The sequence below is a fragment of the Luteipulveratus halotolerans genome (assembly GCF_001247745.1).
Taxonomy (GTDB): domain Bacteria; phylum Actinomycetota; class Actinomycetes; order Actinomycetales; family Dermatophilaceae; genus Luteipulveratus; species Luteipulveratus halotolerans.
Genome location: NZ_LAIR01000002.1, coordinates 2,635,915 through 2,657,827, shown reverse-complemented (window position 1 = coordinate 2,657,827; position 21,913 = coordinate 2,635,915). Strand labels below are relative to the sequence as shown.

General features: G+C 71.4%; 23 protein-coding genes. 14 read left to right on the top strand and 9 right to left on the bottom strand.

Annotation, left to right across the window (positions count from 1 at the left end; genetic code table 11):
* Positions 1 to 144 precede the first annotated feature (144 nt).
* From VV01_RS13345 to VV01_RS13330, 4 genes are read right to left on the bottom strand one after another with little or no spacing between them, the layout of a single operon-like run.
* Positions 145 to 1,773: a DNA polymerase Y family protein gene (locus tag VV01_RS13345; protein ID WP_082220971.1), complete on the bottom strand. Its 1,629-nt coding sequence runs from the start codon at positions 1,771 to 1,773 to the stop codon at positions 145 to 147.
* On the bottom strand, positions 1,770 to 2,375 hold the full coding sequence (locus tag VV01_RS13340) for a hypothetical protein (protein WP_050670314.1): 606 nt from the start codon (positions 2,373 to 2,375) through the stop codon (positions 1,770 to 1,772). The genes VV01_RS13345 and VV01_RS13340 overlap by 4 nt, the downstream gene beginning before the upstream one ends.
* Positions 2,372 to 2,719: a hypothetical protein gene (locus tag VV01_RS13335; RefSeq protein WP_050670313.1), complete on the bottom strand. Its 348-nt coding sequence runs from the start codon at positions 2,717 to 2,719 to the stop codon at positions 2,372 to 2,374. The genes VV01_RS13340 and VV01_RS13335 overlap by 4 nt, the downstream gene beginning before the upstream one ends.
* Positions 2,664 to 3,254, bottom strand: a complete 591-nt coding sequence (locus VV01_RS13330; protein WP_050670312.1) for a hypothetical protein — start codon at positions 3,252 to 3,254, stop codon at positions 2,664 to 2,666. Before VV01_RS13330 ends, VV01_RS13335 begins: the two co-directional genes overlap by 56 nt.
* Before the next feature lie 144 nt (positions 3,255 to 3,398).
* On the opposite strand from VV01_RS13330, the gene VV01_RS13325 reads away from it, so the two are divergent.
* The 8 genes from VV01_RS13325 (at position 3,399) to guaA (ending at position 11,682) form a co-directional block, all read left to right on the top strand.
* The gene (locus VV01_RS13325; protein ID WP_050670311.1) at positions 3,399 to 3,647 is read left to right on the top strand and encodes an AbrB/MazE/SpoVT family DNA-binding domain-containing protein; all 249 of its coding nucleotides are present in this window, start codon (positions 3,399 to 3,401) and stop codon (positions 3,645 to 3,647) included.
* Positions 3,644 to 4,072 carry a PIN domain-containing protein gene (locus VV01_RS13320; RefSeq protein WP_050670310.1) on the top strand — a complete coding sequence of 143 codons (429 nt, stop codon included), beginning with the start codon at positions 3,644 to 3,646 and terminating at the stop codon, positions 4,070 to 4,072. The genes VV01_RS13325 and VV01_RS13320 overlap by 4 nt, the downstream gene beginning before the upstream one ends.
* Before the next feature lie 43 nt (positions 4,073 to 4,115).
* Positions 4,116 to 5,237 (top strand): GuaB3 family IMP dehydrogenase-related protein, encoded by a 1,122-nt coding sequence (locus tag VV01_RS13315; RefSeq protein WP_050671929.1) that lies wholly within the window; start codon positions 4,116 to 4,118, stop codon positions 5,235 to 5,237.
* A gap of 144 nt (positions 5,238 to 5,381) precedes the next feature.
* Positions 5,382 to 6,986, top strand: coding sequence for a succinic semialdehyde dehydrogenase (locus VV01_RS13310; protein ID WP_050670309.1), 1,605 nt, complete (start codon positions 5,382 to 5,384; stop codon positions 6,984 to 6,986).
* Entirely contained in the window at positions 6,983 to 8,719 is a 1,737-nt protein-coding gene (locus VV01_RS13305) for a GMC oxidoreductase (protein WP_231635235.1), read from the top strand. The genes VV01_RS13310 and VV01_RS13305 overlap by 4 nt, the downstream gene beginning before the upstream one ends.
* Positions 8,720 to 8,933: 214 nt before the next feature.
* Complete coding sequence (locus tag VV01_RS13300; RefSeq protein ID WP_050670308.1) at positions 8,934 to 9,731, top strand: SURF1 family protein; 798 nt, start codon at positions 8,934 to 8,936, stop codon at positions 9,729 to 9,731.
* On the top strand, positions 9,724 to 10,092 hold the full coding sequence (locus tag VV01_RS13295; RefSeq protein WP_050670307.1) for a DUF3817 domain-containing protein: 369 nt from the start codon (positions 9,724 to 9,726) through the stop codon (positions 10,090 to 10,092). Before VV01_RS13300 ends, VV01_RS13295 begins: the two co-directional genes overlap by 8 nt.
* 9 nt (positions 10,093 to 10,101) lie before the next feature.
* Complete coding sequence (guaA, locus tag VV01_RS13290; protein WP_050670306.1) at positions 10,102 to 11,682, top strand: glutamine-hydrolyzing GMP synthase; 1,581 nt, start codon at positions 10,102 to 10,104, stop codon at positions 11,680 to 11,682.
* A gap of 50 nt (positions 11,683 to 11,732) precedes the next feature.
* Here the strand turns inward: guaA and VV01_RS13285 are convergent, their stop codons facing one another.
* Positions 11,733 to 12,425: a polysaccharide deacetylase family protein gene (locus VV01_RS13285; protein ID WP_082220969.1), complete on the bottom strand. Its 693-nt coding sequence runs from the start codon at positions 12,423 to 12,425 to the stop codon at positions 11,733 to 11,735.
* Positions 12,426 to 12,595: 170 nt separating this feature from the next.
* On the opposite strand from VV01_RS13285, the gene VV01_RS13280 reads away from it, so the two are divergent.
* Both VV01_RS13280 and VV01_RS13275 read left to right on the top strand, forming a co-directional pair.
* The gene (locus VV01_RS13280; RefSeq protein ID WP_050670305.1) at positions 12,596 to 13,444 is read left to right on the top strand and encodes a phosphatase PAP2 family protein; all 849 of its coding nucleotides are present in this window, start codon (positions 12,596 to 12,598) and stop codon (positions 13,442 to 13,444) included.
* Between the two features lie 64 nt (positions 13,445 to 13,508).
* The gene (locus VV01_RS13275; RefSeq protein ID WP_050670304.1) at positions 13,509 to 13,970 is read left to right on the top strand and encodes an SRPBCC family protein; all 462 of its coding nucleotides are present in this window, start codon (positions 13,509 to 13,511) and stop codon (positions 13,968 to 13,970) included.
* Between the two features lie 58 nt (positions 13,971 to 14,028).
* On the opposite strand, the gene VV01_RS13270 is transcribed toward VV01_RS13275, so the two are convergent.
* A complete protein-coding gene (locus VV01_RS13270; RefSeq protein ID WP_082220967.1) occupies positions 14,029 to 15,108 on the bottom strand; it encodes a lysylphosphatidylglycerol synthase transmembrane domain-containing protein in 1,080 nt (359 codons plus the stop codon).
* Entirely contained in the window at positions 15,108 to 15,920 is an 813-nt protein-coding gene (locus VV01_RS13265) for a PIG-L deacetylase family protein (protein WP_050670303.1), read from the bottom strand. The genes VV01_RS13270 and VV01_RS13265 overlap by 1 nt, the downstream gene beginning before the upstream one ends.
* Positions 15,921 to 15,955: 35 nt before the next feature.
* Between VV01_RS13265 and VV01_RS13260 the strand changes: the two genes are divergently transcribed.
* Together VV01_RS13260 and VV01_RS13255 are read left to right on the top strand one after the other, a co-directional pair.
* Positions 15,956 to 17,077 carry a glycosyltransferase family 4 protein gene (locus tag VV01_RS13260; RefSeq protein WP_050670302.1) on the top strand — a complete coding sequence of 374 codons (1,122 nt, stop codon included), beginning with the start codon at positions 15,956 to 15,958 and terminating at the stop codon, positions 17,075 to 17,077.
* Positions 17,078 to 17,080: 3 nt separating this feature from the next.
* Entirely contained in the window at positions 17,081 to 17,794 is a 714-nt protein-coding gene (locus VV01_RS13255) for an NUDIX hydrolase (protein ID WP_050670301.1), read from the top strand.
* Here VV01_RS13255 and VV01_RS13250 read toward each other — a convergent pair.
* Together VV01_RS13250 and VV01_RS23360 are read right to left on the bottom strand one after the other, a co-directional pair.
* Complete coding sequence (locus VV01_RS13250) at positions 17,775 to 18,311, bottom strand: hypothetical protein (RefSeq protein ID WP_050670300.1); 537 nt, start codon at positions 18,309 to 18,311, stop codon at positions 17,775 to 17,777. The genes VV01_RS13255 and VV01_RS13250 overlap by 20 nt on opposite strands.
* On the bottom strand, positions 18,308 to 19,780 hold the full coding sequence (locus VV01_RS23360) for a PspC domain-containing protein (protein ID WP_197275040.1): 1,473 nt from the start codon (positions 19,778 to 19,780) through the stop codon (positions 18,308 to 18,310). Before VV01_RS23360 ends, VV01_RS13250 begins: the two co-directional genes overlap by 4 nt.
* 125 nt (positions 19,781 to 19,905) lie before the next feature.
* Here VV01_RS23360 and VV01_RS13240 point away from each other — a divergent pair, with 125 nt between their 5' ends.
* Complete coding sequence (locus tag VV01_RS13240; RefSeq protein ID WP_231635234.1) at positions 19,906 to 21,132, top strand: ATP-binding protein; 1,227 nt, start codon at positions 19,906 to 19,908, stop codon at positions 21,130 to 21,132.
* Positions 21,129 to 21,812 carry a LuxR C-terminal-related transcriptional regulator gene (locus tag VV01_RS13235; protein ID WP_050670298.1) on the top strand — a complete coding sequence of 228 codons (684 nt, stop codon included), beginning with the start codon at positions 21,129 to 21,131 and terminating at the stop codon, positions 21,810 to 21,812. Before VV01_RS13240 ends, VV01_RS13235 begins: the two co-directional genes overlap by 4 nt.
* The last annotated feature ends 101 nt before the right edge of the window (positions 21,813 to 21,913 follow it).

The following is a 21,913-nucleotide window of genomic DNA, read 5'->3' as shown; positions in this document are numbered from 1 at the left end:
CACCCCTCCCAGCCTGTACGAAAACCGTCTGCCCGGCAGTGCATGGAGTGCCGACCAGTCGAGATTCGAACGAGGGTGCGGCGAAGTCTGTCTGTTCGGCAGTGCATGGAGTGCCGACCAGACAGTTTTTGTACGAGGGAGCGGTCAGTCATAGCGAGCCTCCGCCCACCATCGGCGGCCGTCGGTCAGCAGCAGCCACGCCCGCCCGCCGGCGTCGACGACCTGGAACCGGTGGTACGCCGCCCCGCCGCGCCACCACCGCTGCTGCACCGGCCAGGGCCCGGCCCATGCGGTGATGCGCTGCGGGCCGTCGCTGGCGAGCACAGTGGGGGCAGCACTGACCTCGCCGCGGTCGTCGACGACGACACCGGCACGGTCGTCGGTGAGCACCTGCACCGGGCGTGCCTCGGCGAACACCGTCGCGGGCGGTGGCCCGGGAACGGTGCCCGGCCAGGGCTGCTCGAGCCGGCGTTCGCGCGGGACGGGCAGCGCGTCGCCCCACGGCCGCAGCACTCGACGCTCGTCGAGCAGGCGGCCTCCGCTGACCGCCGACACGAGGACGCCCTCGTGACCGAGCTGGTGCTGCAGGCCGGTGAGGGTCTGCACGACGTGCTCGTCAGGGCGGTCGCCCCACAGCCCGGGTGCGTGATGGGCTGCGGAGTCGACGGACTCGGGCTCGACGTGGACCGAGGTGATCATGCGGGTGAGGAACTCGCCGGTGAGGTCGTCGCACTCGCTGTCGGCCGACAGGTCGTCGAGCTGCCAGCGCACCCGGTCGAGCACCTCGGCGGCGGTGAAGTGCCACGGGTGACGCCACACCCGTCGGCTGACGCGGCCGTCGTCGGTGTGGATGACGACGCGAATCCCGTTGCACAGCAAGGCATCAGAGGTGAGCGACGCCATCAGGTCGTCGACGCTCGGTGAGCACGTCGCGACGATGTGCTCGACCTGGTCGGTGCCCGGCTCGAAGGTGGTCGCAGCGGTGAGGTCGCGTGGCACCCGGCGCGGGTCGAGGGCCGGCGCGTCGGCCCCCTGAGCCAGCTGGTGAGCCCGCAGCCCGGCGGCTCCGAAGCGTGAGTGCACGTCGGGGCGGGGGAGCGTGGCCAGGTCGCCGAGCGTGCGAATTCCCATGCGCCGCAGGACGTTCAGCATGCGCGGGCTGCTGATCTCGTGCTCGAGCGCACTGATCGGCAGGTGGGCCAGGAAGGTCGCCGACTCGCGCGGTGCGAGGTGGGCGACCGGCGACTCGATGCTCGTGGTGTACGCCGCCTGCTCGGCCGCGAACAGGCCGTCGGCGACGGCGACCCGGACGTCGTGGTCGACGTACGAGCGCAGGTGGGTGAGCAGCGTCTGCGCGGCTGCGCGGTCGCTGCCGTAGAACCGGCTGGCGCCTTTGGACCGCACCGCGGCGAGGCCGGGCCGGACCAGGTGGACGCCCGGGATCTTGTCCTCGATCGCCCGCATCACCGGCTCGAACTCGTGCAGCTCGAGCGCCGGATCATGAGGCAGCACAGTCATGTCGGGGCAGCGGTGCTGCGCCTGACGCACACGCAGCCCGGGCTCGACGCCCTCCTCGCGAGCGGTGGCCGAGCAGGCGACGACGATGCCGCGGTCGACGAGGGCGAGCTGCTCGTCGGGGTCGAACCCCTGCGCCCGCTGAACCGCCCCGATCGACCAGTCGGGGCACCACACCAGCAGCACTCGCAGTGCCCCGCTGCGGCCGGGTGCTCGTCCCTCGCCCCCAGCCTTCGCTGCATCCTCCTCGCCGCTCATGGCTGCTCCGGGATGGTCAGGCACACGCTGCGCCGCTGGTGACGCTCGGTGATGTCGAGGCGGACGTGCTGGCGGGTGAGCGCGCCGTGCCCTTGGGCCAGGCCATCCCAGCCGACGGTCGTGGCGTGCACCGTCGCGGCCGCTCGCGGCCAGTTGCCGATGACGACCAGAGACGTACGCCGCGTGCGCAGCCGAGCGGTCAGCCGCTGCACCTCGCCCGGGCTGAGCCGCCCCGGAGCCGACGCCACGACCAGACCGGCGACCTCGGCCAGAGCCGCGACGGTGGAGACCCACTGCTCGGTCGGAGCAGGCACCAGCACCAGCCGGTCGAGGTCGACACCCCAGGCGGCGGCCGCCTCGACACCCAGGTCGGGCAGCCCCACGACACCGCACCAGGCGCCACGCTGAGACGGGCCGGCGAGCAGCGCGAGCGCGATCGAGACCGACCCGAGCAACGAGTAGACGACGCCCGGACGCAAACCGGAGGGGAACGCCGGGGCCAGCCGCGGGTGCACCGGAAGCGCGGGCGCACCGGTCGTCGTACCGCGCTGCTGGAGCTGCTCCTGCAGGGCGGAGACGACGTCGCCGGCGGTCTGGGTCACCCCTCCATGATCGAACGGGTGTTCGATCTGGTCAACCCGGTGCCCGTGTCGCGGGCCTGCGCGACCACCCGGCCGTCGTACGCCGCACGTTCACCCTCGGTCAGCTGGCCGACGTCGCCCGCAGCCTGCCTCGGCTGCGCGGCGCTGCGCTCATCGAGGAGGCCGGGCAGCAGCGGCAGGCCGCGCGTGAGGACGACGACGTCCAGGACCCGTACGGCCGCGGCGGTCGGATGGCGATCCGTACCAGCCTGCGCATCACCGAGCTGCTCGACGACCTGCTCCCGCGACTCACTCTCGCGTGAGGTCGTCTGCGGCCAGCCGGTTTTCGTAGGCCAGCACGGCACGCAGGAGTGCGAGTACGACGGTCGGCAGTGTCTCGGGCGGCAGGTCGTCTCGCTCGATGAGAGCCGTGCGCTCCGGGATGCCGCGGATCGCGGCTTGGAGGCGGTGGCTTTCAGCGCGCTTGATGGCGTAGTCCGTGTCGACGACGGCCAGGACCTCGCGTAGATCGTCGCGTGCCGTGCCCTCCAACCGGGCGAGGACGTCGAGCGCGGCGTCGAGCCAGGTCGAGTCGTCCTCGGGGCAGCGCTCCAACGCATCCATCACGACATTGAAGAGCGCCATGTGCGCTGAGAAGAGTGCGGGCCGGGTGTGCTCGTGCTCGTCGTACGGCAGGCTCAGGGCGCGGTCCACAAAGCGCTGCGCGCGCTGGTCGTCGCCTGCGGCGAGAGCGCGCTTGGCCTTGCGGAGCAGGTTGTCGGCCGCCTCCATGCCAGCCCGGCTGAAGGGTTGCAGTGCGTGCCCTGACACCGAGCCCACCGCCCCGAGCGGTCGGTCGGGGTCGTACAGGCGCAGGACATCGTCGTTCGTGGGAGCCATGGTTGACACGCTATGGCCCTCGGCGCCCTGAGCTGAGGCGCTGATTTCCGCGCCGAGCGATCACGGCCGAGTCACGAGGGATCCGAGCCAGAGCAATTTTTCCGACCCGTGCGATCTGTGCTTACCGAGAGTAGAATTTCTTACATGCATGCAACGGTCACGATCAGCACCAAGGGCCAGCTCACTGTGCCTGCGGCGATCCGCGAAAGGCTGCGGATCCGCGACGGGGACCGCTTGTCGGTGACCGTCGACGAGGGCGGTGACTCGATGCGCATTGAGCGGGTCCCTGACCTCGACGAGCTGTCCACGAAGTTCACGGCGCTCGCAGCACAGGTGGATCCCGTGCGCAGCGTGGGCGACTACATGGCCGAGCACTGGGACCCCGAGGCGTGAGCGACGGCTCGCTCGACGCCAACGTGCTGCTTCGAGCCCTGATCGACGACATCCCCGATCAGGGTCGCGCCGCCCGCGACCTGATCCGCGCAGGGTCGCAGTGGTTCGTGGATGACGTCGCCGTGATCGAGGTCGTCTTCGTCCTCGGCCGCGCATACGGCCTCGACAGGTCACAGCAGCGCGAGGCGACGATGGGCGTGCTGAGGCAGCCGTCGATCTCCGCGAGCCTGGACCTGTTCGAGGACGTCTTCGATCTGTACGTGGGACACCCCAAGCTGTCGATCCAGGACTGCTATCTCGTCGTTGCCGCCGGGCAGCGGCGCCGTGCGCCGCTCCACACGTTCGACCGCAAGCTCGCCAACCAGACCGACGCGGTGCTCGTGACGTTGCCGGGGTCGCCGCCGAAGCCGAAGCCCGCCCGGTGAACCGAGGCGGTCGTCGTACGCCGTCGGCCAGTAGCCTGTGCCGGTGACTGAGATCGAGATCGGCAGAGGCAAGCGCGGCCGTCGCGCGTACTCCTTCGACGACATCGCGGTGGTGCCTTCGCGCCGGACCCGTGACCCGGAGGAGGTCTCGACCGGCTGGCAGATCGACGCCTACCACTTCGAGCTGCCCGTGATGGCCGCCCCGATGGACTCGGTGATGTCGCCGCAGACCGCGATCGCGTTCGGTCAGCTCGGTGGCCTGCCCGTGCTCGACCTCGAGGGCCTGTGGACCCGCTACGAGACGCCCGAGCCGCTGCTCGCCGAGATCGCCGGTCTCGACCCGGCCAACGCCACCGCGCGGATGCGTGAGATCTATGCCGAGCCGATCAATCCTGAGCTGATCACGTTGCGGCTCAAGGAGATTCGCGACGCCGGCATCACCGTCGCCGGTGCTCTGAGCCCGCAGCGCACCCAGGAGCACTGGAAGACCGTCGTCGACGCGGGCGTCGACCTGTTCGTCATCCGCGGTACGACGGTGAGCGCCGAGCACGTGTCCGGCAAGGCCGAGCCGCTCAACCTCAAGCGCTTCATCTACGAGCTCGACGTGCCGGTGATCGTCGGTGGCGCCGGCACCTACACCGCGGCCCTGCACCTCATGCGTACGGGAGCGGCCGGCGTTCTCGTCGGGTTCGGCGGGGGAGCGGCGCACACCACGCGCCAGACGCTCGGCCTCCACGCGCCGATGGCGAGTGCGGTGGCCGATGTCGCGGCCGCGCGTCGTGACTACATGGACGAGTCCGGCGGCCGCTACGTCCACGTCATCGCCGATGGCGGGATGGGCCGGTCCGGCGACGTCGTGAAGGCTGTCGCGTGCGGTGCCGACGCCGTGATGCTCGGTGCGGCACTGGCGCGCGCGAGTGACGCACCGGGCCGCGGGTTCCACTGGGGCTCCGAGGCGCACCACCACGACCTGCCCCGAGGTGAGCGGGTCGAGGTCGGCACGGTCGGCACCCTGCAGGAGATCCTCAACGGACCGGGCCGGGGCGCCGACGGCACCACCAACATGCTCGGGGCGCTGCGTCGTGCGATGGCGACGACCGGCTACTCCGACCTCAAGGAGTTCCAGCGCGTCGAGGTCGTCGTCGCGCCGTACCAGCGCTCCTGACCGACCACCAGACGAAATGCCCGGGTCCCGCCGACGCTGATGTCCGGCGGGATTCCGGGCTTTTCTGCGCGACTTTACAGAATAGTCTCAACTGTCGAAACGTGATCTGGCCCACGAACGGCTGCGCACGGTTACCGTGGGGTAATGACCGACTCGCTCGTCGCCCCGACCGCGCCCGCAGCTCCGAAGCCGTCGCCCGCGCCGTACGTCGTCCCCGCTGGTCTCGCAGACCGCCTCGCGCGCCGCGTCGTCGCGCCGGCCCGGGCCGAGACCCAGGCCTGCGTCACCCCGCTCACGGGTGGCCACCTCGCTGACCTGCCGGTCAGCACCATCGACAGCGTCGACCACGCCTACCGCACGGCGCGCGAGGCGCAGACGCGCTGGGCCGCCCAGCCGGTCGCCGACCGGGCCAAGGTGCTGCTGCGCCTGCACGACCTGGTGCTGCGCCACCGCGACGAGCTGCTCGACCTCATCCAGCTGGAGTCGGGCAAGACCCGCCGCCAGGCCTTCGAGGAGGTCATGGACGTCGCGGGCGTGTGCCGCCACTACGCGCGCAAGGCCGACGACTACCTCAAGCCGCGCAAGCGCCTGGGTGCGCTGCCCGTGCTCACGCAGACCGTCGAGCTGCGCCACCCCAAGGGCGTCGTCGGCGTCGTCGCGCCGTGGAACTACCCGCTGTCGATGTCGGTCACCGACCTGATCCCTGCGATCCTCGCCGGCAACGCCGTCGTCGTACGCCCCGACGAGAAGTCCGCGCTCACCGCGCTGCGCTCGTTCGAGCTGCTCGACCAGGCCGGCGTGCCCGAGGGCCTCGTGCAGGTCGTCCTCGGTGACGGCCCGACCGTCGGCAAGGCGGTCCTCGACCGCGCCGACTACGTCATGTTCACCGGCTCCACCAAGACCGGTCGGGGCGTCGCCCGCGACGCCGGCGAGCGCCTCGTGGGGGCATCGCTCGAGCTGGGCGGCAAGAACCCGATGTACGTCGCCGCCGACGCCAACCTCAAGGCTGCTGCCGACGCCGCGGTGCGCTCGGTGTTCTCCTCGGCCGGCCAGCTGTGCATCTCCATCGAGCGACTGATCGTCCACGAGGCGGTGGCCGACGAGTTCACCGCGCTGTTCGTCAAGCGCGTCCGCAGCATGAAGATCGGCCCCGAGCTCGGCTGGGGCAACGACATGGGTTCGCTCATCTCGCAGCAGCAGCTCGACACCGTCGTCGCGCATGTCGAGGACGCCCGCAGCAAGGGCGCGACCGTGCTCGCGGGCGGCCGAGCCCGGCCCGAGATCGGCCCGTACTTCTACGAGCCGACCGTCCTCGAGGGCGTGACCGCTGTGATGAAGTGCCGCGACGAGGAGACGTTCGGCCCGCTCGTGTCGATCTACCGCGTCGCCACCGACGACGAGGCCGTCGAGCTCGCCAACGACACGACGTACGGCCTCAACGCCTCGGTCTTCACCCGCGACACCGCGCGCGGTCGGGCGCTCGCCGCACGCATCAAGGCCGGCACGGTCAACGTCAACGAGGGCTACGCCGCAGCCTGGGGCAGCAACGGCGCCCCGATGGGCGGTATGCGTCAGTCCGGCCTCGGTCGTCGCCACGGCGCTGAGGGCATCCACAAGTACACCGAGGCGCAGACCGTCGCGGTCCAGCACCTCGTCCCGATCGCCCCGCCCAAGGGCGTCCCCGAGAAGGCCTGGGCCGGCGCGATGGCGCTCGGTCTCAAGGCCATGAAGGCAGGTCGCATCTCGTGAGCACCCCCCTGAGCACCGCGACGTCGTCGCGCACGTATGACCACGACGTCGTGGTCATCGGCTCCGGCTTCGGCGGGGCGGTCACCGCACTGCGCGCCGTGGAGAAGGGCTACGACGTCCTGGTCTACGAAGCCGGTCGCCGGTTCGAGGACGACGACTTCGCCAAGACCTCCTGGAACCTCCCGCGTTATCTGTGGGCGCCCAAGCTGAAGTGCTTCGGTGTGCAGCGCCTGCACCGGCTGCCCGATGTGATGATCCTCGCCGGCGCGGGCGTCGGTGGTGGTTCACTCAACTACGCCAACACCCTCTACGTGCCGCCGACGCCGTTCTTCAAGGACGCCCAGTGGAGCGACATCACCGACTGGGAGACCGAGCTCGCGCCGCACTACGACACCGCCAAGCGGATGCTCGGCGTGGTCGAGGAGAACCCCTGCTTCGGGCCGATCGAGCAGCTGATGAAGGACACCGCGGACGAGCTCGGCGTCGGTGACTCCTTCCGCAAGACGCCGGTGGGCGTCTACTTCGGTGAGCCCGGTACGACCGTCGACGACCCCTACTTCGGCGGCGAGGGTCCGGCACGCACCGGCTGCACCGAGTGCGGCAACTGCATGGTCGGCTGTCGGGTCGGCGCCAAGAACACCCTGATGAAGAACTACATCGCCCTCGCCGAGCGCAAGGGCGTCGAGATCCGCGCCCGTCGTACGGTCGTGTCCGTCGAACCGTTGGGGGACAAGGGTTTTCGGGTCGTCACCGAAGAGACCGGAGCATGGGTCGCCAAGCGCCAGGAAGTCGTCACGGCCGAGCAGGTCGTGTTCGCGGCGGGCACCTGGGGCACCCAGACGCTGCTGCACAAGCTGCGCGACGAGGGCGTGCTGCCCGACGTCTCCGACCGGCTCGGTGTGCTGACCCGCACCAACTCCGAGGCCATCGAGGGCGCGGCCGCCATCACGGTGCCCGAGCACATGGAGGTCGACAAGGGCGTCGCGATCACGACGTCGTTCCACGTCGACGAGACCACGCACATCGAGAACGTCCGCTACGGCAAGGGCTCCAACGCGATGGGCCTGCTGCAGACGCTGCTCGTCAACGGTGACGAGCCTCCGGTCAAGCGTGCGGTCGGCTTCGGCAAGGAGCTGCTCGGCAACTTCGTCCCCAACATGCGCGCCCTGCTGTCGCCGCACTGGAGCGAGCGCACGGTGATCGCCCTGGTCATGCAGACGCTCGACAACTCGATCACCGTGTCGCCCAAGAAGCGCTTCGGCCGACGGGTCCTCACCAGCCGCCAGGGTCACGGCGTCCCGAGCCCGACCTACATCCCGGCCGGTCAGCGGGCCGTGCGTGCGCTCGCGAAGAAGTTCGGTGAGCGCGCCGAGACCCCGGTGATCGCCGGCGGCAACTGGGCGGAGGTGTTCGGCGTCCCGATGACCGCGCACTTCCTCGGAGGCGCGGTCATCTCCGAGTCGCCGGCGAGCGGTGTGGTCGACCCCTACCAGCGCGTCTGGGGCTACCCCGGCCTGCACGTCGTCGACGGCACCGCCATCTCCGCCAACCTCGGCGTCAACCCGTCCTTGACGATCACCGCGCAGGCGGAGCGGGCGCTGTCGATGTGGCCCGCCAAGGGTCAGGCCGATCCGCGACCCGTGCAGGGTGAGCCCTACCGCCGCCTTCCGAGCGAGCCGGCCCGGGTGCCGGGTGTCGACCTCGGCCTGCCGGCGGTGCGTCCCGCCAGCTGAGCGACCGTCGTACGCCGACAGGGCCGGTCTCCCCGTGCGGGGAGGCCGGCCCTGTGCGTACGACGACAACCCCGCCTCTCGAGGAGACGCCCCGTCCCGCTGACGAGAGCCCCGTCGGACGTCGGGGTCCTCGTCAACGGCCGGGGTGGGGCCGGCAGACACCGGGGGACCGGCGGTGACCGGCCGCTCAGGCGCGCGACTTACTCTGGAGGGCGTGCTGCAGACCGCGCGCCGACCGCGCAACATCGTGCTGCTGGCGGTCGCGCTGATCGCCGCGGTGGTGTTCGTGCTGCTCGGTCGCTGGCAGTGGGGCGTCGCCGGTGACGACGCGCGCGCTGATGCGCTGCGCAAGGGCCCGCAGCAGCCCGTCGTCGCCCTCACCGACTACGTGCAGCCGCACGCCGACTTCCCGAAGGACGGGTCGCTGCGGCGCGTGCGCGCCACCGGCAGCTACGACGTCGCTCACCAGGTGCTCGTCCCGGACCGCCGACTCGACGGTCGCGACGGACTGTGGGTCGTGACGCCGCTGGTGGTGGACGGCACGAACGCCCGCCTCGCGGTGGTCCGCGGGTTCGTGACCTCGCCCGCGCAGGCGACACCGCCCGTCGTACGCCGCACCACCGTGGTGGGGGCGCTCGCACCGAGTGAGTCACCCGCCGAGGGGGAGCAGGCCTATCCCGCCGGGCAGATCGGCTCGGTCGACATCGGCGCCCTGCTCAACGTCTGGGGTGGCAACGCGTACAACGCGTTCGTGTTCGGCATGAGCGAGCAGCCCGTCGCCACTACGGCCACGATCACCAAGGTGCCACCGCCGCAGCCCGACGGCGGCAGCCGCGACTGGCGCAACGTCGGATACGCCCTGCAGTGGTGGGCGTTCGCGGCGTTCGCGCTGTACTTCTGGTGGCGCAGCGTCCAGGAGGACCACCGCGACGAGCTCGCCGCGCGTGCTGCCGCCGAGCCCGACCCCGAGACCGACCGCTCGCCCCACACCACGAAGGATGTCCATGTCTGACCCCGTCGCCCAGCCCGCCCGCATCGACGCCGACAAGGCGCGCAAGCGGCTGACCTTCTTCAAGGTGATGGCGTTCATCGTCGGCATCGGGCTGCTCGTGCTCTGCCTCGAGATGGTGCTGCACTACGGCTTCGACAACGGCGCCCTCGACTGGTGGCCGCAGCCGCACGGCTTCATCTTCATCGTGTACGTCCTCGCGACCGTGCTCCTCGGGCTCGAGCTGCGCTGGCCGCTGGGTCGTACGGTGCTCGTGGTCCTCGCCGGGTGCGTGCCGTTCCTGTCGTTCTGGGTCGAGCGCAAGGTGGCCGGCGACGCCGAGGCGCAGCTGGCGGCCGCGCCGTCCCAGCAGGCCGCCCGGTAGCCTGACCCGGTGAGCGAAGCCCCCCTCCAGGACCGTCCCGTCCTCGTCGTCGACTTCGGCGCCCAGTACGCCCAGCTGATCGCGCGCCGCGTGCGCGAGGCCGCGCTCTACAGCGAGGTCGTCCCGCACACGATGCCCGTCTCCGAGATGCTCGCCCGGCAGCCGCAGGCGATCGTGCTGTCCGGTGGCCCCTCGTCCGTCTACGCCGACGACGCCCCGGGCATCGACGCAGCACTGCTCGACGCGGGCGTGCCGGTCTTCGGTATCTGCTACGGCTTCCAGGCGATGGTCAACGCCCTCGGCGGCACGGTCGCTCAGACCGGTCTGCGCGAGTACGGCGCGACGATGGCCGCTGTCATCGACACCTCCTCGACGCTGTTCAACGGCCAGCCCGACCAGCAGTCGGTGTGGATGTCGCACGGCGACTCGGTCAGCGAGGCGCCCGACGGCGTACGCGTCACGGCCCGCACCTCCGGCACCGAGGTCGCAGCGTTCGAGGACGACGAGCGCAAGCTGTACGGCGTGCAGTGGCACCCCGAGGTCCTGCACTCCACGTTCGGCCAGCGTGTGCTGGAGAACTTCCTCCTGCGCGGCGCCGGGCTGGAGGCCGACTGGACTCCGGCCAACATGGCCGAGGAGCTCGTCGAGCAGGTGCGTGAGCAGGTGGGCGAGTCGCGGGCGATCTGCGCGATGTCCGGCGGCGTCGACTCCTCGGTGGCCGCGGCGCTGGTGCAGAAGGCCATCGGCGACCGGCTCACGTGTGTGTTCGTCGACCACGGGCTGCTGCGCGACGGTGAGGCCGAACAGGTCGAGAAGGACTTCGTCGCGGCGACCGGTGTCGACCTGGTCGTCATCGACGCCAAGGACCGCTACCTCGAAGCGCTCGCCGGTGTGAGCGACCCCGAGGAGAAGCGCAAGATCATCGGGCGCGAGTTCATCCGCGTGTTCGAGCAGGCCGCGCGCGACATCGTGCAGGACCGAGGCGACAACGAGCACCCGGTCGAGTTCCTGGTCCAGGGCACGCTCTACCCCGACGTCGTCGAGTCCGGCGGCGGCGCCGGCGCGGCCAACATCAAGAGCCACCACAACGTCGGCGGCCTGCCTGACGACCTGAAGTTCTCGCTGGTCGAGCCGCTCAAGGCGCTGTTCAAGGACGAGGTACGCCAGGTCGGTCTCGAGCTGGGCGTGCCCGAGGGCATCGTGTGGCGTCAGCCGTTCCCCGGCCCGGGCCTCGGCATCCGCATCGTCGGCGAGATCACGGCCGAGCGCCTCGAGATCCTGCGCGCCGCCGACAAGATCGCCCGCGAAGAGCTCACCGCCGCCGAGCTCGACCGCGACATCTGGCAGTGCCCGGTCGTGCTGCTCGCCGACGTGCGCTCGGTCGGGGTGCAGGGTGACGGCCGCACCTACGGCCACCCGATCGTGCTGCGCCCGGTCTCGTCCGAGGACGCCATGACCGCCGACTGGACCCGCCTGCCGTACGACGTGCTCGCCAAGATCTCCAATCGCATCACCAACGAGGTGCCCGAGGTCAACCGCGTCGTGCTCGACGTGACGAGCAAGCCGCCGGGCACCATCGAGTGGGAGTGACCAGCGCACGCTGAAGACGGGCGCGCAGCGCGAGCCGGGCGTGAGGCGGGTCAGCAGTACGGGATGTACCTGAACGTGTAGCCCCGTGACCGCAGGTTGGCGAGCGCGCGGTCGAGGGCGGCCACCGTCTGTGAGCGGTCGCCGCCGCCGTCGTGCATCAGGACGATCCGGCCGGGCCGGGCGTTGTAGACGATCCGGTTGTAGATCGTCGTCGTCCCGGGCCGCGACCAGTCGCGGGTGTCGATGTTCCACAGCACCTGCCGCTGGCCGCGGGCGCTGATGATCGAACGGATCCGGTCGTTGGTCGCACCGTACGGCGGCCGCACGCACTTGCGTCGCGTGCTGCCCATCGCTGCGTCGGTCTTGTTCAGCTGCCAGGTGACGCTCGCGGTGCTCAGCTGGGTGAGGTTCGGGTGCGACCAGGTGTGGTTGGACGTGTGATGCCCGTAGGCGCGGACGCTGCTGAGCAGGTACGGATAGCGGACGACGTTCTGGCCGACCATGAAGAACGTCGCCCTCGCGTTGTACTTGCGCAGCACGGCGAGCACGCGTGGAGTCCACGTCGGGTGCGGGCCGTCGTCGAACGTGAAGTAGATGTCCGTGAACGCGGCCGTCGCAGCCGGTGCCGCCGAGGTCGTGGCCGGCGTACCCGAGGCCCTGGCCGGTACGACGGTCGCGCCGCCTGCGACGACGACGGCTGTTGCGGCTGCGCAGACGGCAGCAGTGATCGATGCGTGTGACATGACTTCCCCCGAGGTCACGGGCACCGCGCCCCCGTGGTGCGGTGCTTCGACATCAAGGACGCCCGGGCGAGCGGCGCCGTTGACAGGGTTCAGGAGTGCGCGCAGATCGAATGAATACCTGCCCAGGTGCCATCCAGGAGACGTTCAAGACCGGCACGCACACTGGGGACATGACCATCCGTGCCGTACGCCGACCGACGCAGGCCGCGGTGCCTGATGCGTCGCGTCGTGTGGCGGTGACGACCCCGTTGCTGATGATCGTGTTCGGGGTCGGCCTGGTCGCGGCGTGCGTGACGTTCGGGCTGCGCTCCGGGCGCGGCATCACCCTCGACGACCGGATGATGCGCTCGCTCGGCGACTCGGCGGTGGCGTGGATGAAGATGGTCGACGTCCTCACCTCGGTCACGATGCTCAGCGTCGGGCTGTGCCTCGTGGGGTGTACGACGGTGGCGCTGCTGCGCGGTCGGTTCGCGCTCGCGGCCGGTGCGGTGGTGCTGATCGTGGGCGCCAACGTCACCACGCAGGTGCTGAAGTACAAGGTCTTCGAGCGCATCGACGACGTCAGCAACAGCTCACCGAGCGGGCACACCACGGTGTCGTTGTCGGTCGCCGTGGCCGCCGTGCTCGTCGCGCCGGCCGTGTGGCGCTGGGTGATCATCCCGGCTGCGGGCTTCGTCGCGACGTTCGTCGCCGCGGGCACGATCGTCGGTCACTGGCACCGCCCCTCCGACGTGGTCGCGGCGGCCGGTGTCGTCCTCGCCTGGACCGGCCTGGCGCTCCTGCTCGTCTCGGCGGCCCAGCGTCGTCGTACGGTCGCACCGGAGGTGCCCACCGCGCGGTCGTGGCTGGCACTGGTCGGAGGAGCGTTCGTCGGGATGCTGCTGGTGTCGTGGGGCATCCGCCCGGCCGACGGCGACGTCAACCTCGGGCTGGCCGTGGTGGCGCTCGGGGCCATCGGGCTCGCGGTGTCCGGCACGATCGTGTGGGCCGCGTCGTACGCCGACCGTCACCTCACCTGACCGGTCCGTCCCGTACGCCGGTCTCGGCCTCACAGGGGCACGTCGGGCCTGACAGGATCGGGCCATGACGAGCCCGAGCGCCTCCGCCCAGATCGACATCGACGCCCCCGCCGAGGCGGTCTACGCCATCGTGAGCGACCCGCGCGGCCTCGCCGCGATCTCCTCCGAGACGACGAAGGTGCTGCACCGTCGCCAGGACGCCGGCCGTCAGGGTGCCTACTTCGTCGGGCTCAACCAGAACGGCTGGCGCCGCTGGCCCACGATCAGCCGGATCGCCGACGCCGAGCCGGGCCGCCGGTTCGCGTTCGACGTCAACGAGCTCGGCATCCCGGTGTCGCGCTGGGAGTACGCCATCGAGCCGACCAGCACCGGCTGCCGCGTCGTCGAGAGCACCTGGGACCGGCGTCCGGGCTGGTTCAAGCCGGTGACGACGCCGTTCACCGGTGTGAGCGACCGGGTCACCACCAACACGGCCAACATCCAGGCCACCCTGCAGCGACTCAAGGAGCGAGCCGAGCGCGGTTGAGGGCCGCCCCACCGACCACCCGCCCGTCTGCGAGTGCCGCGCGCGACGGCGACCTGCCTCAGTCCGGTGGGACGACCTTCGGGGTGAGGCTCCAGCCGAGCCAGCCCAGCGCCCCCAACGGCACCTCGGCGATGTGGGTGAAGATCGCGAACAGCAGCACACCCGCGGCCGCTGCCGGCTTGTCGGCGCCCCACGCCACCAGCACCGCCAACGTGCCGGCCTCGGTGACGCCGAGCCCGCCGGGCGTCACCCCGACCGCGGTGAGCAGCCGGCCGATGGCGTACGCGGCGAACAGCTTGGGGGTCGGGATGTCGACACCCACCGCGGCCATCGTGCGCCAGAACAGCACGAAGTAGATCCCGAGGAAGCCGGTCACCCCGACCGTCATCGGGAACCAGCCCGTCTTGGTGACGCTCGCGAGCCGCGAACGCTGGTTCTGCAGGACGGCCTTGAGGTCGATGCGCTCGCCCTTCTTGTCACCCCGGCGCAGTCGGGCGATCCAGTGGCCGAACCACCGGTCGAGCAGGACACCCAGGCGCCCCGCCCAGCGCTCGCTGACGACCATCGCGATGAACACCAGCAGGACGATCAGCCCGCCGAGACCGCCGATCAGCGCGCCCTGCCGTACGGACCTCGGTAGTGCCGTCTGGTCGAGCGAGAGCATGGCGATGCCGAGGAACGGCAGACCGACCCGCGCCAGGACGTTCCAGACCCCGCTCACGATCACCGACGTCGAGATCGCCAGGCGTGAGAAACCCCAGCTGCGGCCGAACAGATAGGTGACGGCCACCCCGGCTGCGCCGCCTCCGGGCAGCAGGTTGCCGACGGCCGAGCCGGCGACATTCATCATCAGAGCCTTGCCGTGCGTGAGCCCCGGCAGCGAACCGGTCAGCGTGAACGTGTAGAGCCACAGCCCGAAGAACACCAGGCCCAGCAGCTCCAGCGTCACCATCCAGCCGACCCGGTCCAGGTGGTGGCCGATCTGGCTCCAGCTGGTCTCGGCGAAGTGCGGCAGCCCCCACGCGATGATCGCGACGGCGAGCGACAGCCCCACGACCGCCTGGATGATCGTGCGCGGGCTCAGCTGCGGCATCGTCGGAGCCTCGGCCGGGTCGACCTCGAGCTTCTCGTCTGCCATCACAGTCCCTCGAAGATGTCGCGCCGCACGCGCCCGTCGTACGCCGGGTCGACGAACCACTCCCGACCGAACACCACGTCGTACAGCGGGCGGGGGATCTTCAGGAACATCGCGAGCGTGCGGTCCGCGCCGTCGTCGGCCGAGGCCTGTGACGCGTGCGCCCGCATCGCCGCCCGCTTGGCCGCGATGTGTCGGCGTACGGAGATGCGGTCGGTGATGTCGGCGCGTGCGCTGAACGAGCGCTGGAACGCCGGCAGGTCGAAGTCGGGCGGGAACCGGTAGACCTTCGCGACCAGGCCGACGGCCCGGGCGATCAGGTCACGCGGCACCGTCGCCTGCAGCACCCGCGGTGTGCCGGCGAGCTCGGCCGCACGCGTGCCGACGCGGTGGACCTGGACGTGGTCGCGGTGGCCGTAGCCGCCCGCAGGGTCGTAGTGCATGAGGACGTCGGCCTGCTCCTCGCGCAGGATGTCGGCCAGGCGCTGCGCCGACTCCTCGACCGGTGCGCGCACGAACCGGGTACGGCCAGGAGGGTCCTCGTACAGCTCAGGCCCGAGGCCGCTGTCGGCATAGCCGAGGTGCTCGACCCGGTGGACCCCGATCGCTGCGGCGCTCTCACGCAGCTCGGCGAGGCGTCGTGAACCGAGGGACTCACCCGAGCCGTACGACGACGCCGCCAGTCCGAGGTCGCCGTCGGTGGCGACGACGAGCACGACCCGGTGCCCCTCGGCGGCGGCGCGCGCCATCGTGCCTGCGGTGAGCAGCGCCTCGTCGTCAGGGTGGGCGTGAAAGGTGACCAGCGTGTGCGGCATCAGGAGACATCCTGACGCATGACAGGCTGTGACCCGTGAAGGTGGCCCTGCTGTCGGACTGCTACCTGCCTCGGCTCGGTGGCATCGAGGTCCAGGTCCACGATCTCGCGCGCCATCTGCGTGACGCCGGGCACGAGGTCGAGGCGTTCACCGCGACCCGCGCCGCCTCGGGCGAGCGCAAGGTCACCGAGGTCATCGACGACATCCCGGTGCACCGCCTCGCGATCCCGCTGCCCGGTGACCTGCCGGTCAACCCCTTCGCGCCGCCCGAGCTGCGCAGGCGGCTGCTCGACGGCGGCTTCGACGTCGCCCACGTCCACATGGGCGTGGTCAGCCCGTTCGCGATGGACGCCACGCGCGTGACTCTCGGCCTCGGGATGCCGACGGCGGTGACCTGGCACTGCGTCCTGGCCTGGGCCGCACCTGCCGTGCGCACGCACGGATACCTCGGCCGCTGGGCACGCCGGGGCGCCGCACTGTCCGCGGTGTCCGACGTCGCTGCCGAGCCGCTGCGGGCGATGGTGCCCGGCGTACCCGTGTCGGTGCTGCCCAACGGCATCGACGTCGAGCGCTGGGTCTCGGTCGACAAGAAGCCCCACGACTCCGTACGCGCCGTGACGGCGATGCGGCTCGCGGTGCGCAAGCGCCCGGTCGAGCTGCTGGAGGTCATGCGCCAGGCGCGCGCGCTGGCGCCCGGCGTCGACCTGCACCTGGAGGTCCTCGGCGAGGGCTCGCAGCGCGGCCGCATGGAGAAGTGGGTCGAGCAGCACGGCGCCCACGACTGGGTGAGCCTGCCCGGGCGTCTCTCGCGCCACGAGCTGCACCAGCGCTACGTCGAGTCCGACCTCTACATCGCGCCCGCCGACCTCGAGGCGTTCGGCATCGCGGCGCTCGAGGCGCGCACGACGGGGCTGCCGGTCATCGGCCCTCACCACAGCGGCATCACCGAGTTCGTCGACGACGAGGTCAACGGTCTGCTCGTCGACGACGACAGCCAGATGGCCGGAGCCATCGCGCGGCTTGCTCGCGATGAGGTGCTGCGCTCGCGGATGCGGCGGCACAATGTGCAGACGCAGCCGCGTCAGGCCTGGCCGCGGGTCGTCGACGAGACGATCGCGCTGTACTCCCGGGCCGCGCAGCAGCAGACAGGGGGATGACCGATGGCGACCCAGGGTGCCCACGCGGCACCACAGGTGCTGGTGCGCGGCATCGACCGCGGCGGCAGCGTCTGCGTCGAACGCCCGCTGCGGCACGGCGACGACCCGCAGACCGCACTGCGCGAGCAGGGCTGGGAGGCCGGTCAGCTCGTCAGCATCGCCTCGGCCCGCACGCCACAGGTGCAGATCGTCGTGACCTACCGCGTCACACGCGTGCCCGCCCGGCCCCGGGCGGCGCGGTCGGTGCCCCACGCTCCCGGTCTGGTGGTCGGCGACAACGAGCTCCCGGTGCGCTACCAGCGCGTCGCGGCGTACGCCGTCGTCACCAGCTCGCGCGGCATCCTGGTCAGCCAGGCGTCGCGGCGTACGGGTGTGGCCGGTCAGTGGGGCCTGCCCGGTGGCGGCCTCGACGACCACGAAGAACCCGACGACGCCGTGCTGCGTGAGGTGTGGGAGGAGACCGGTCAGCACGTCCAGCTGACGGGCCCCCTCGACGTCGTCACCCAGCACTGGGTCGGGCGTGCGCCCAGCGGCCGGCTCGAGGACTTCCATGCGATCCGCCTCGTCTACGGCGCCGAGTGCCGCACGCCCACCGACCCCGTGGTCCACGACGTGGGCGGTACGACGGCCGCGTCGGCCTGGATGGACGGCGTGCAGCTGTCGCGCGCCCGCCTCTCGCGATGGGCGCAACCGCTGCTCAGTCGGACGTACGCCTGACCGCGGCTGCGACACCCGCGGCGGCCAGGAGCAGTCCGATCGCCGCCACCGTGCCCGGGCCGACAAGCGCCCAGTCGGGGTCCCAGTCCTGGGTCATCGCGATGATCGCGAGCACCGCACCGACCAGGAACATCACGCCGACAGCCACCGTGAACGGTGACGGCCCGCGGACCCACTGCTGGGTCGGCGGTGCGGGCGGTACGACGGGTGCAGGCCCGTCGTCCGGCACCGCCGCCGTGGCGCCCCCGTAGGAGTCCGCATCCTCCTGAGCTGCGGGTCCTTCCGGGGGCGCCGCCTCGTCGGCGACCGGCTGCTCGACCGGCGCCTCAGTGGTCTGGTCGTCCGAGATCTGTTGCGTGTCAACGGTTTCGGCGGGCTTCGGCTCCGCGTCGACTGCATCGGTGCGCTCCGGCGCCGCGGGCTCAGCCGTGGCGTACGTCGGGGTGTCACGCCACGTCGGCAGCATCGGGTCGTGCCCGGCGGAGTCGGCCGGCTGCGGGGTCTGGGGCGTGCTCATCGGGCGGGCTTCCTCTCGATCGAGATCGCGCCGATGCCGACGTTGGCGTCGACGACCAGCGTGGCGGGCTGCGCGCCCAGGCGGATGGTGCGGTCGACGTCCTTGCCGCCGGTGTCGGACTTCCAACCGATCTCATGCTCGATGCCGTCCTCGACCTCGAGTGCGCCGAGTCCGACGTGGGTGCGGATCTCGACGGGGACGCCCGCAGGGACCACCACGGTGAGCTGCCCGAACGACACCTTCGCGGGGACGACGACCTGCGACGTCGGAGCCGCCACACCCGTCAGGTCGAGACGGCCGTCGCCGGTGGCGAGCTCGTACTTCTGCGTCGTCGCGGCGCTGGGCGTCCAGGTCGCGTCGCCGTACTCGCCGTTGAGGGTGAGGTCCTTCGGCAGGATCACCAGCACGGCGGTCACCAGCGCGAGGAGCCAGCCGACGAAGGCGACGCCGGCAGCCTTGCGCCCGGCGAACCCTGCGGCGAGCAGCCCCGCGCCGATCGCGCCGAGGGCGGCCGCGATGCCGACCCGGCCCGCGACGTCGTCCTGAGCGGTCTGCTGCAGGACGACCGAGGTCACTCCGCCGACAGCTGCGGCGAGGCCGAGCAGCGCCCACGAGAGCGCGGCACCGAGCGGGCGCCGACGCGGCCGCGGCGGCTGAGGCTCGATCCGTGTGCGCGGGACGGGAGCTGGGGGAGGAGTGCGGCCGTCGCCCGACGTCCAGGACGACGGCGGCGCGGTCGACGCGTACCGCGGCTGTGTGGTCGGGGCCGCGGCACTGGCGTACGCCGGTGCTGCCGGAGCCTGCGTCATGTCGGGTGTCGGCATGCTGCCGCCGCTGCTGTAGGGGGAGTCGCTCGTGGGCGCCACGCCGGGCTGCCCGGTGCGGGAGGACAGGTACGCCCAGACGCACAGGCCGATCACGAGCAGCGGGATCAACGGGCCAGGGCCCCAGCCGCTGCCCCAGCCCCACATCCAGCCGAAGCCGCTCGACACCACGAGGACGGTGACGACCATGAGCGTGATCGCGCCGCCGTCACTGTGTCGCACGGCCCGCTCCAGCAGGATCGTGCCGCGGCGGTCGGGCAGCAGCAGCCACGCGATCAGGTAGAGCGTGACGCCCGCGCCGAGCACGAGACCCAGCAGGATGAAACCCGCGCGCACGATCAGCGGGTCGACCCGCAGGCGCTCGGCGATGCCGGCGCACACGCCGCCGATCCACTTCTCGTCCGAGCGGTGCGGCAGCCCGCGGTCTCGCAGCGCGCCGAGGAACCGGTCGAACGAGATGTCGTGCCCCGAGCCACCGGTGCCGTGCGACCACGTGCCGGTGCGGCCGTCGTACGACGCACCGCCATGGGCCTGTCCGTGCGGCTGGCCGTGGGACTGCCCGGGTGCGGCGCCCTGGCCGTCGTACGACGTCGAGCCGGTGGGTGGCCCCTGCTGCGGGGGCGGAGGCGGAGTCTGGTCTGTCACGCTCTCCACTCTGGCGGCGCGTGCCGTCCGCTGCCATGAGGGTCGACCCTGAACCCGCCCTGACCGACCCCTGGTCGGGCCTCTCACGGTCGTTCGGGGCGCGTGACGTGGGTCAAGATGGAGCCATGACCACACCGATGCACGCCGCACCCGGCGGTCCGGGCGCCGGGGTCCAGGAGCGCCCAGCGCTGCTGCGGCCCCGCCACGGCCGCTACCTGGGCGGCGTGGCGGCCGGTGTGGCCCGTCACCTCGGCCTCCCGGTCGAGGGCGTCCGCGTCTTCTTCGTCGTGACCGGCATCTTCGCGGTCGGCTGGGCCGTCTACGGGTTCTTGTGGCTGACGATGCCCGAGGGCGAGCACAACGTCTCGGCCCCACCCACCAAGAGCGTCCCCAAGACGGCGCTGCTGATCGGCGGGGTCGTCGCGCTGGGCGCTGTGGCCTCGAGCGCGTTCGTCGGCGCGCGGATCGCGCCGCGGGTCGTCCTGCCGTTCGTGGCGATCGCGGTCGGACTGCTGATCACCTGGTCGATGCTCGACCGGTCGCGTCGTGAGCAGTGGCTCGCCAGCCGCGACCTCACCCGCCGAGAGTCGTTGCTACGCATCGGGATCGGCGGATTCCTCGTCCTCGGCGGACTCATCCTGGTCGCGTCCCAGGGGCGCGGACTCGCCGGCCTGCGCGACGTCCTGCTCGCGACGCTCGTCGTCCTCGTCGGGACGGTCCTGCTCGCGGCGCCGTTCGTGATCCGTGCCTGGGACAACTTCCGCCAGGAGCAGACCGCGCGCATCCGTGCCACCGAGAAGGCCGACATCGCCGCCCATCTGCATGACTCCGTGCTGCAGACGCTCGCGCTCGTGCAGCGTCGGGCCGACGACCCCACCTCGGTGCAGCGGCTCGCACGCGCACAGGAGCGCGAGCTGCGTCAGTGGCTGTACGCCGACGCCGCGCCGTCCGCCGCCACCCTCGCCACCGCAGTCGCCGAAGCGGCCCATGAGATCGAGGACCTGCACGGTGTGCCGATCGATCTCGTCGTCACCGGCGACCGGGCGCTCGACGACGACGGCGCCGCGCTCGTACGCGCCTTGCGTGAGGCCCTCGCCAACGCGGTGCGACACGCGGCCCCGCCCATCTCGGCGTACGTCGAGGTCGGGGTCCGCGAGGTCGAGGCGTTCGTGCGCGACCACGGCGCCGGGTTCGAGCTCGACGACGTGCCGAGTGACCGCGCCGGCGTACGCGAGTCGATCGTGGGACGTATGGAGCGGCACGGCGGCTCGGCTACGGTGCGACGACGCGAGGACGGCACCGAGGTCAGCCTTCACCTGCCCATCCCGACGGCCGAGGAGGCCACGCCATGACCGCACAGCCTTCGGCGGCGAGGACCCGAGTCGTCCTGGTCGACGACCACCGGATGTTCCGCTCAGGGGTCAAGGCCGAGCTCGACGACATGATCGAGATCGTGGGCGAGGCACCCGACGTCGACACCGCGATCGCCGTCGTCCGTGAGACCCGACCCGACGTCGTGCTGCTCGACGTGCACCTGCCCGGAGGCATGGGCAACGGCGGCTCCGACGTCGTCCGCGGATGCCCCGGCCTGACCACCGAGTCCGGCAAGCCGGTGCGCTTTCTCGCCCTGTCGGTGTCCGACGCCGCCGAGGACGTCATCGCCGTGATCCGTTCTGGCGCAAGGGGATACGTCACCAAGACGATCTCGCCGGCCGACCTCATCCGGTCGGTCCATCGGGTCGCCGACGGTGACGCGGTGTTCTCGCCGCGGCTGGCCGGTTTCGTGCTCGACGCGTTCGGGGCGGCGGCCGGTGAGGTGGCCGAGGTCGACGAGGAGCTCGACCGGCTGAGCGCCCGCGAGCGCGAGGTCATGCGGCTGATCGCGCGCGGCTACCAGTACAAGGAAGTCGCCAAGGAGCTGTTCATCTCGGTCAAGACGGTCGAGACCCACGTGTCGTCGGTGCTGCGCAAGCTGCAGCTCTCGTCGCGGCACGAGCTGACGTCGTGGGCGATGTCGCGCCGCCTGCTCTGAGGTGAGCCCCGGCTCCTGGCCGCCTCCGCGCCCGGCAGCCCCGCCCTTTCTGGCCGAGTGCGCATGTCGCGCTAGTTGAGATCGCCGCGAACTAGCGCGAC

Excerpts from the sequence above, each read along its gene's own strand:
- VV01_RS13345 (WP_082220971.1), bottom strand. The coding sequence starts at position 1,773 with ATGAGCGGCGAGGAGGATGCAGCGAAGGCTGGGGGCGAGGGACGAGCA.
- VV01_RS13330 (WP_050670312.1), bottom strand. The coding sequence starts at position 3,254 with ATGGCTCCCACGAACGACGATGTCCTGCGCCTGTACGACCCCGACCGA.
- VV01_RS13325 (WP_050670311.1), top strand. The coding sequence starts at position 3,399 with ATGCATGCAACGGTCACGATCAGCACCAAGGGCCAGCTCACTGTGCCT.
- VV01_RS13310 (WP_050670309.1), top strand. The coding sequence starts at position 5,382 with ATGACCGACTCGCTCGTCGCCCCGACCGCGCCCGCAGCTCCGAAGCCG.
- VV01_RS13295 (WP_050670307.1), top strand. The coding sequence starts at position 9,724 with ATGTCTGACCCCGTCGCCCAGCCCGCCCGCATCGACGCCGACAAGGCG.
- VV01_RS13285 (WP_082220969.1), bottom strand. The coding sequence starts at position 12,425 with ATGTCACACGCATCGATCACTGCTGCCGTCTGCGCAGCCGCAACAGCC.
- VV01_RS13280 (WP_050670305.1), top strand. The coding sequence starts at position 12,596 with ATGACCATCCGTGCCGTACGCCGACCGACGCAGGCCGCGGTGCCTGAT.
- VV01_RS13275 (WP_050670304.1), top strand. The coding sequence starts at position 13,509 with ATGACGAGCCCGAGCGCCTCCGCCCAGATCGACATCGACGCCCCCGCC.
- VV01_RS13270 (WP_082220967.1), bottom strand. The coding sequence starts at position 15,108 with ATGGCAGACGAGAAGCTCGAGGTCGACCCGGCCGAGGCTCCGACGATG.
- VV01_RS13265 (WP_050670303.1), bottom strand. The coding sequence starts at position 15,920 with ATGCCGCACACGCTGGTCACCTTTCACGCCCACCCTGACGACGAGGCG.
- VV01_RS13255 (WP_050670301.1), top strand. The coding sequence starts at position 17,081 with ATGGCGACCCAGGGTGCCCACGCGGCACCACAGGTGCTGGTGCGCGGC.
- VV01_RS13250 (WP_050670300.1), bottom strand. The coding sequence starts at position 18,311 with ATGAGCACGCCCCAGACCCCGCAGCCGGCCGACTCCGCCGGGCACGAC.
- VV01_RS13240 (WP_231635234.1), top strand. The coding sequence starts at position 19,906 with ATGACCACACCGATGCACGCCGCACCCGGCGGTCCGGGCGCCGGGGTC.
- VV01_RS13235 (WP_050670298.1), top strand. The coding sequence starts at position 21,129 with ATGACCGCACAGCCTTCGGCGGCGAGGACCCGAGTCGTCCTGGTCGAC.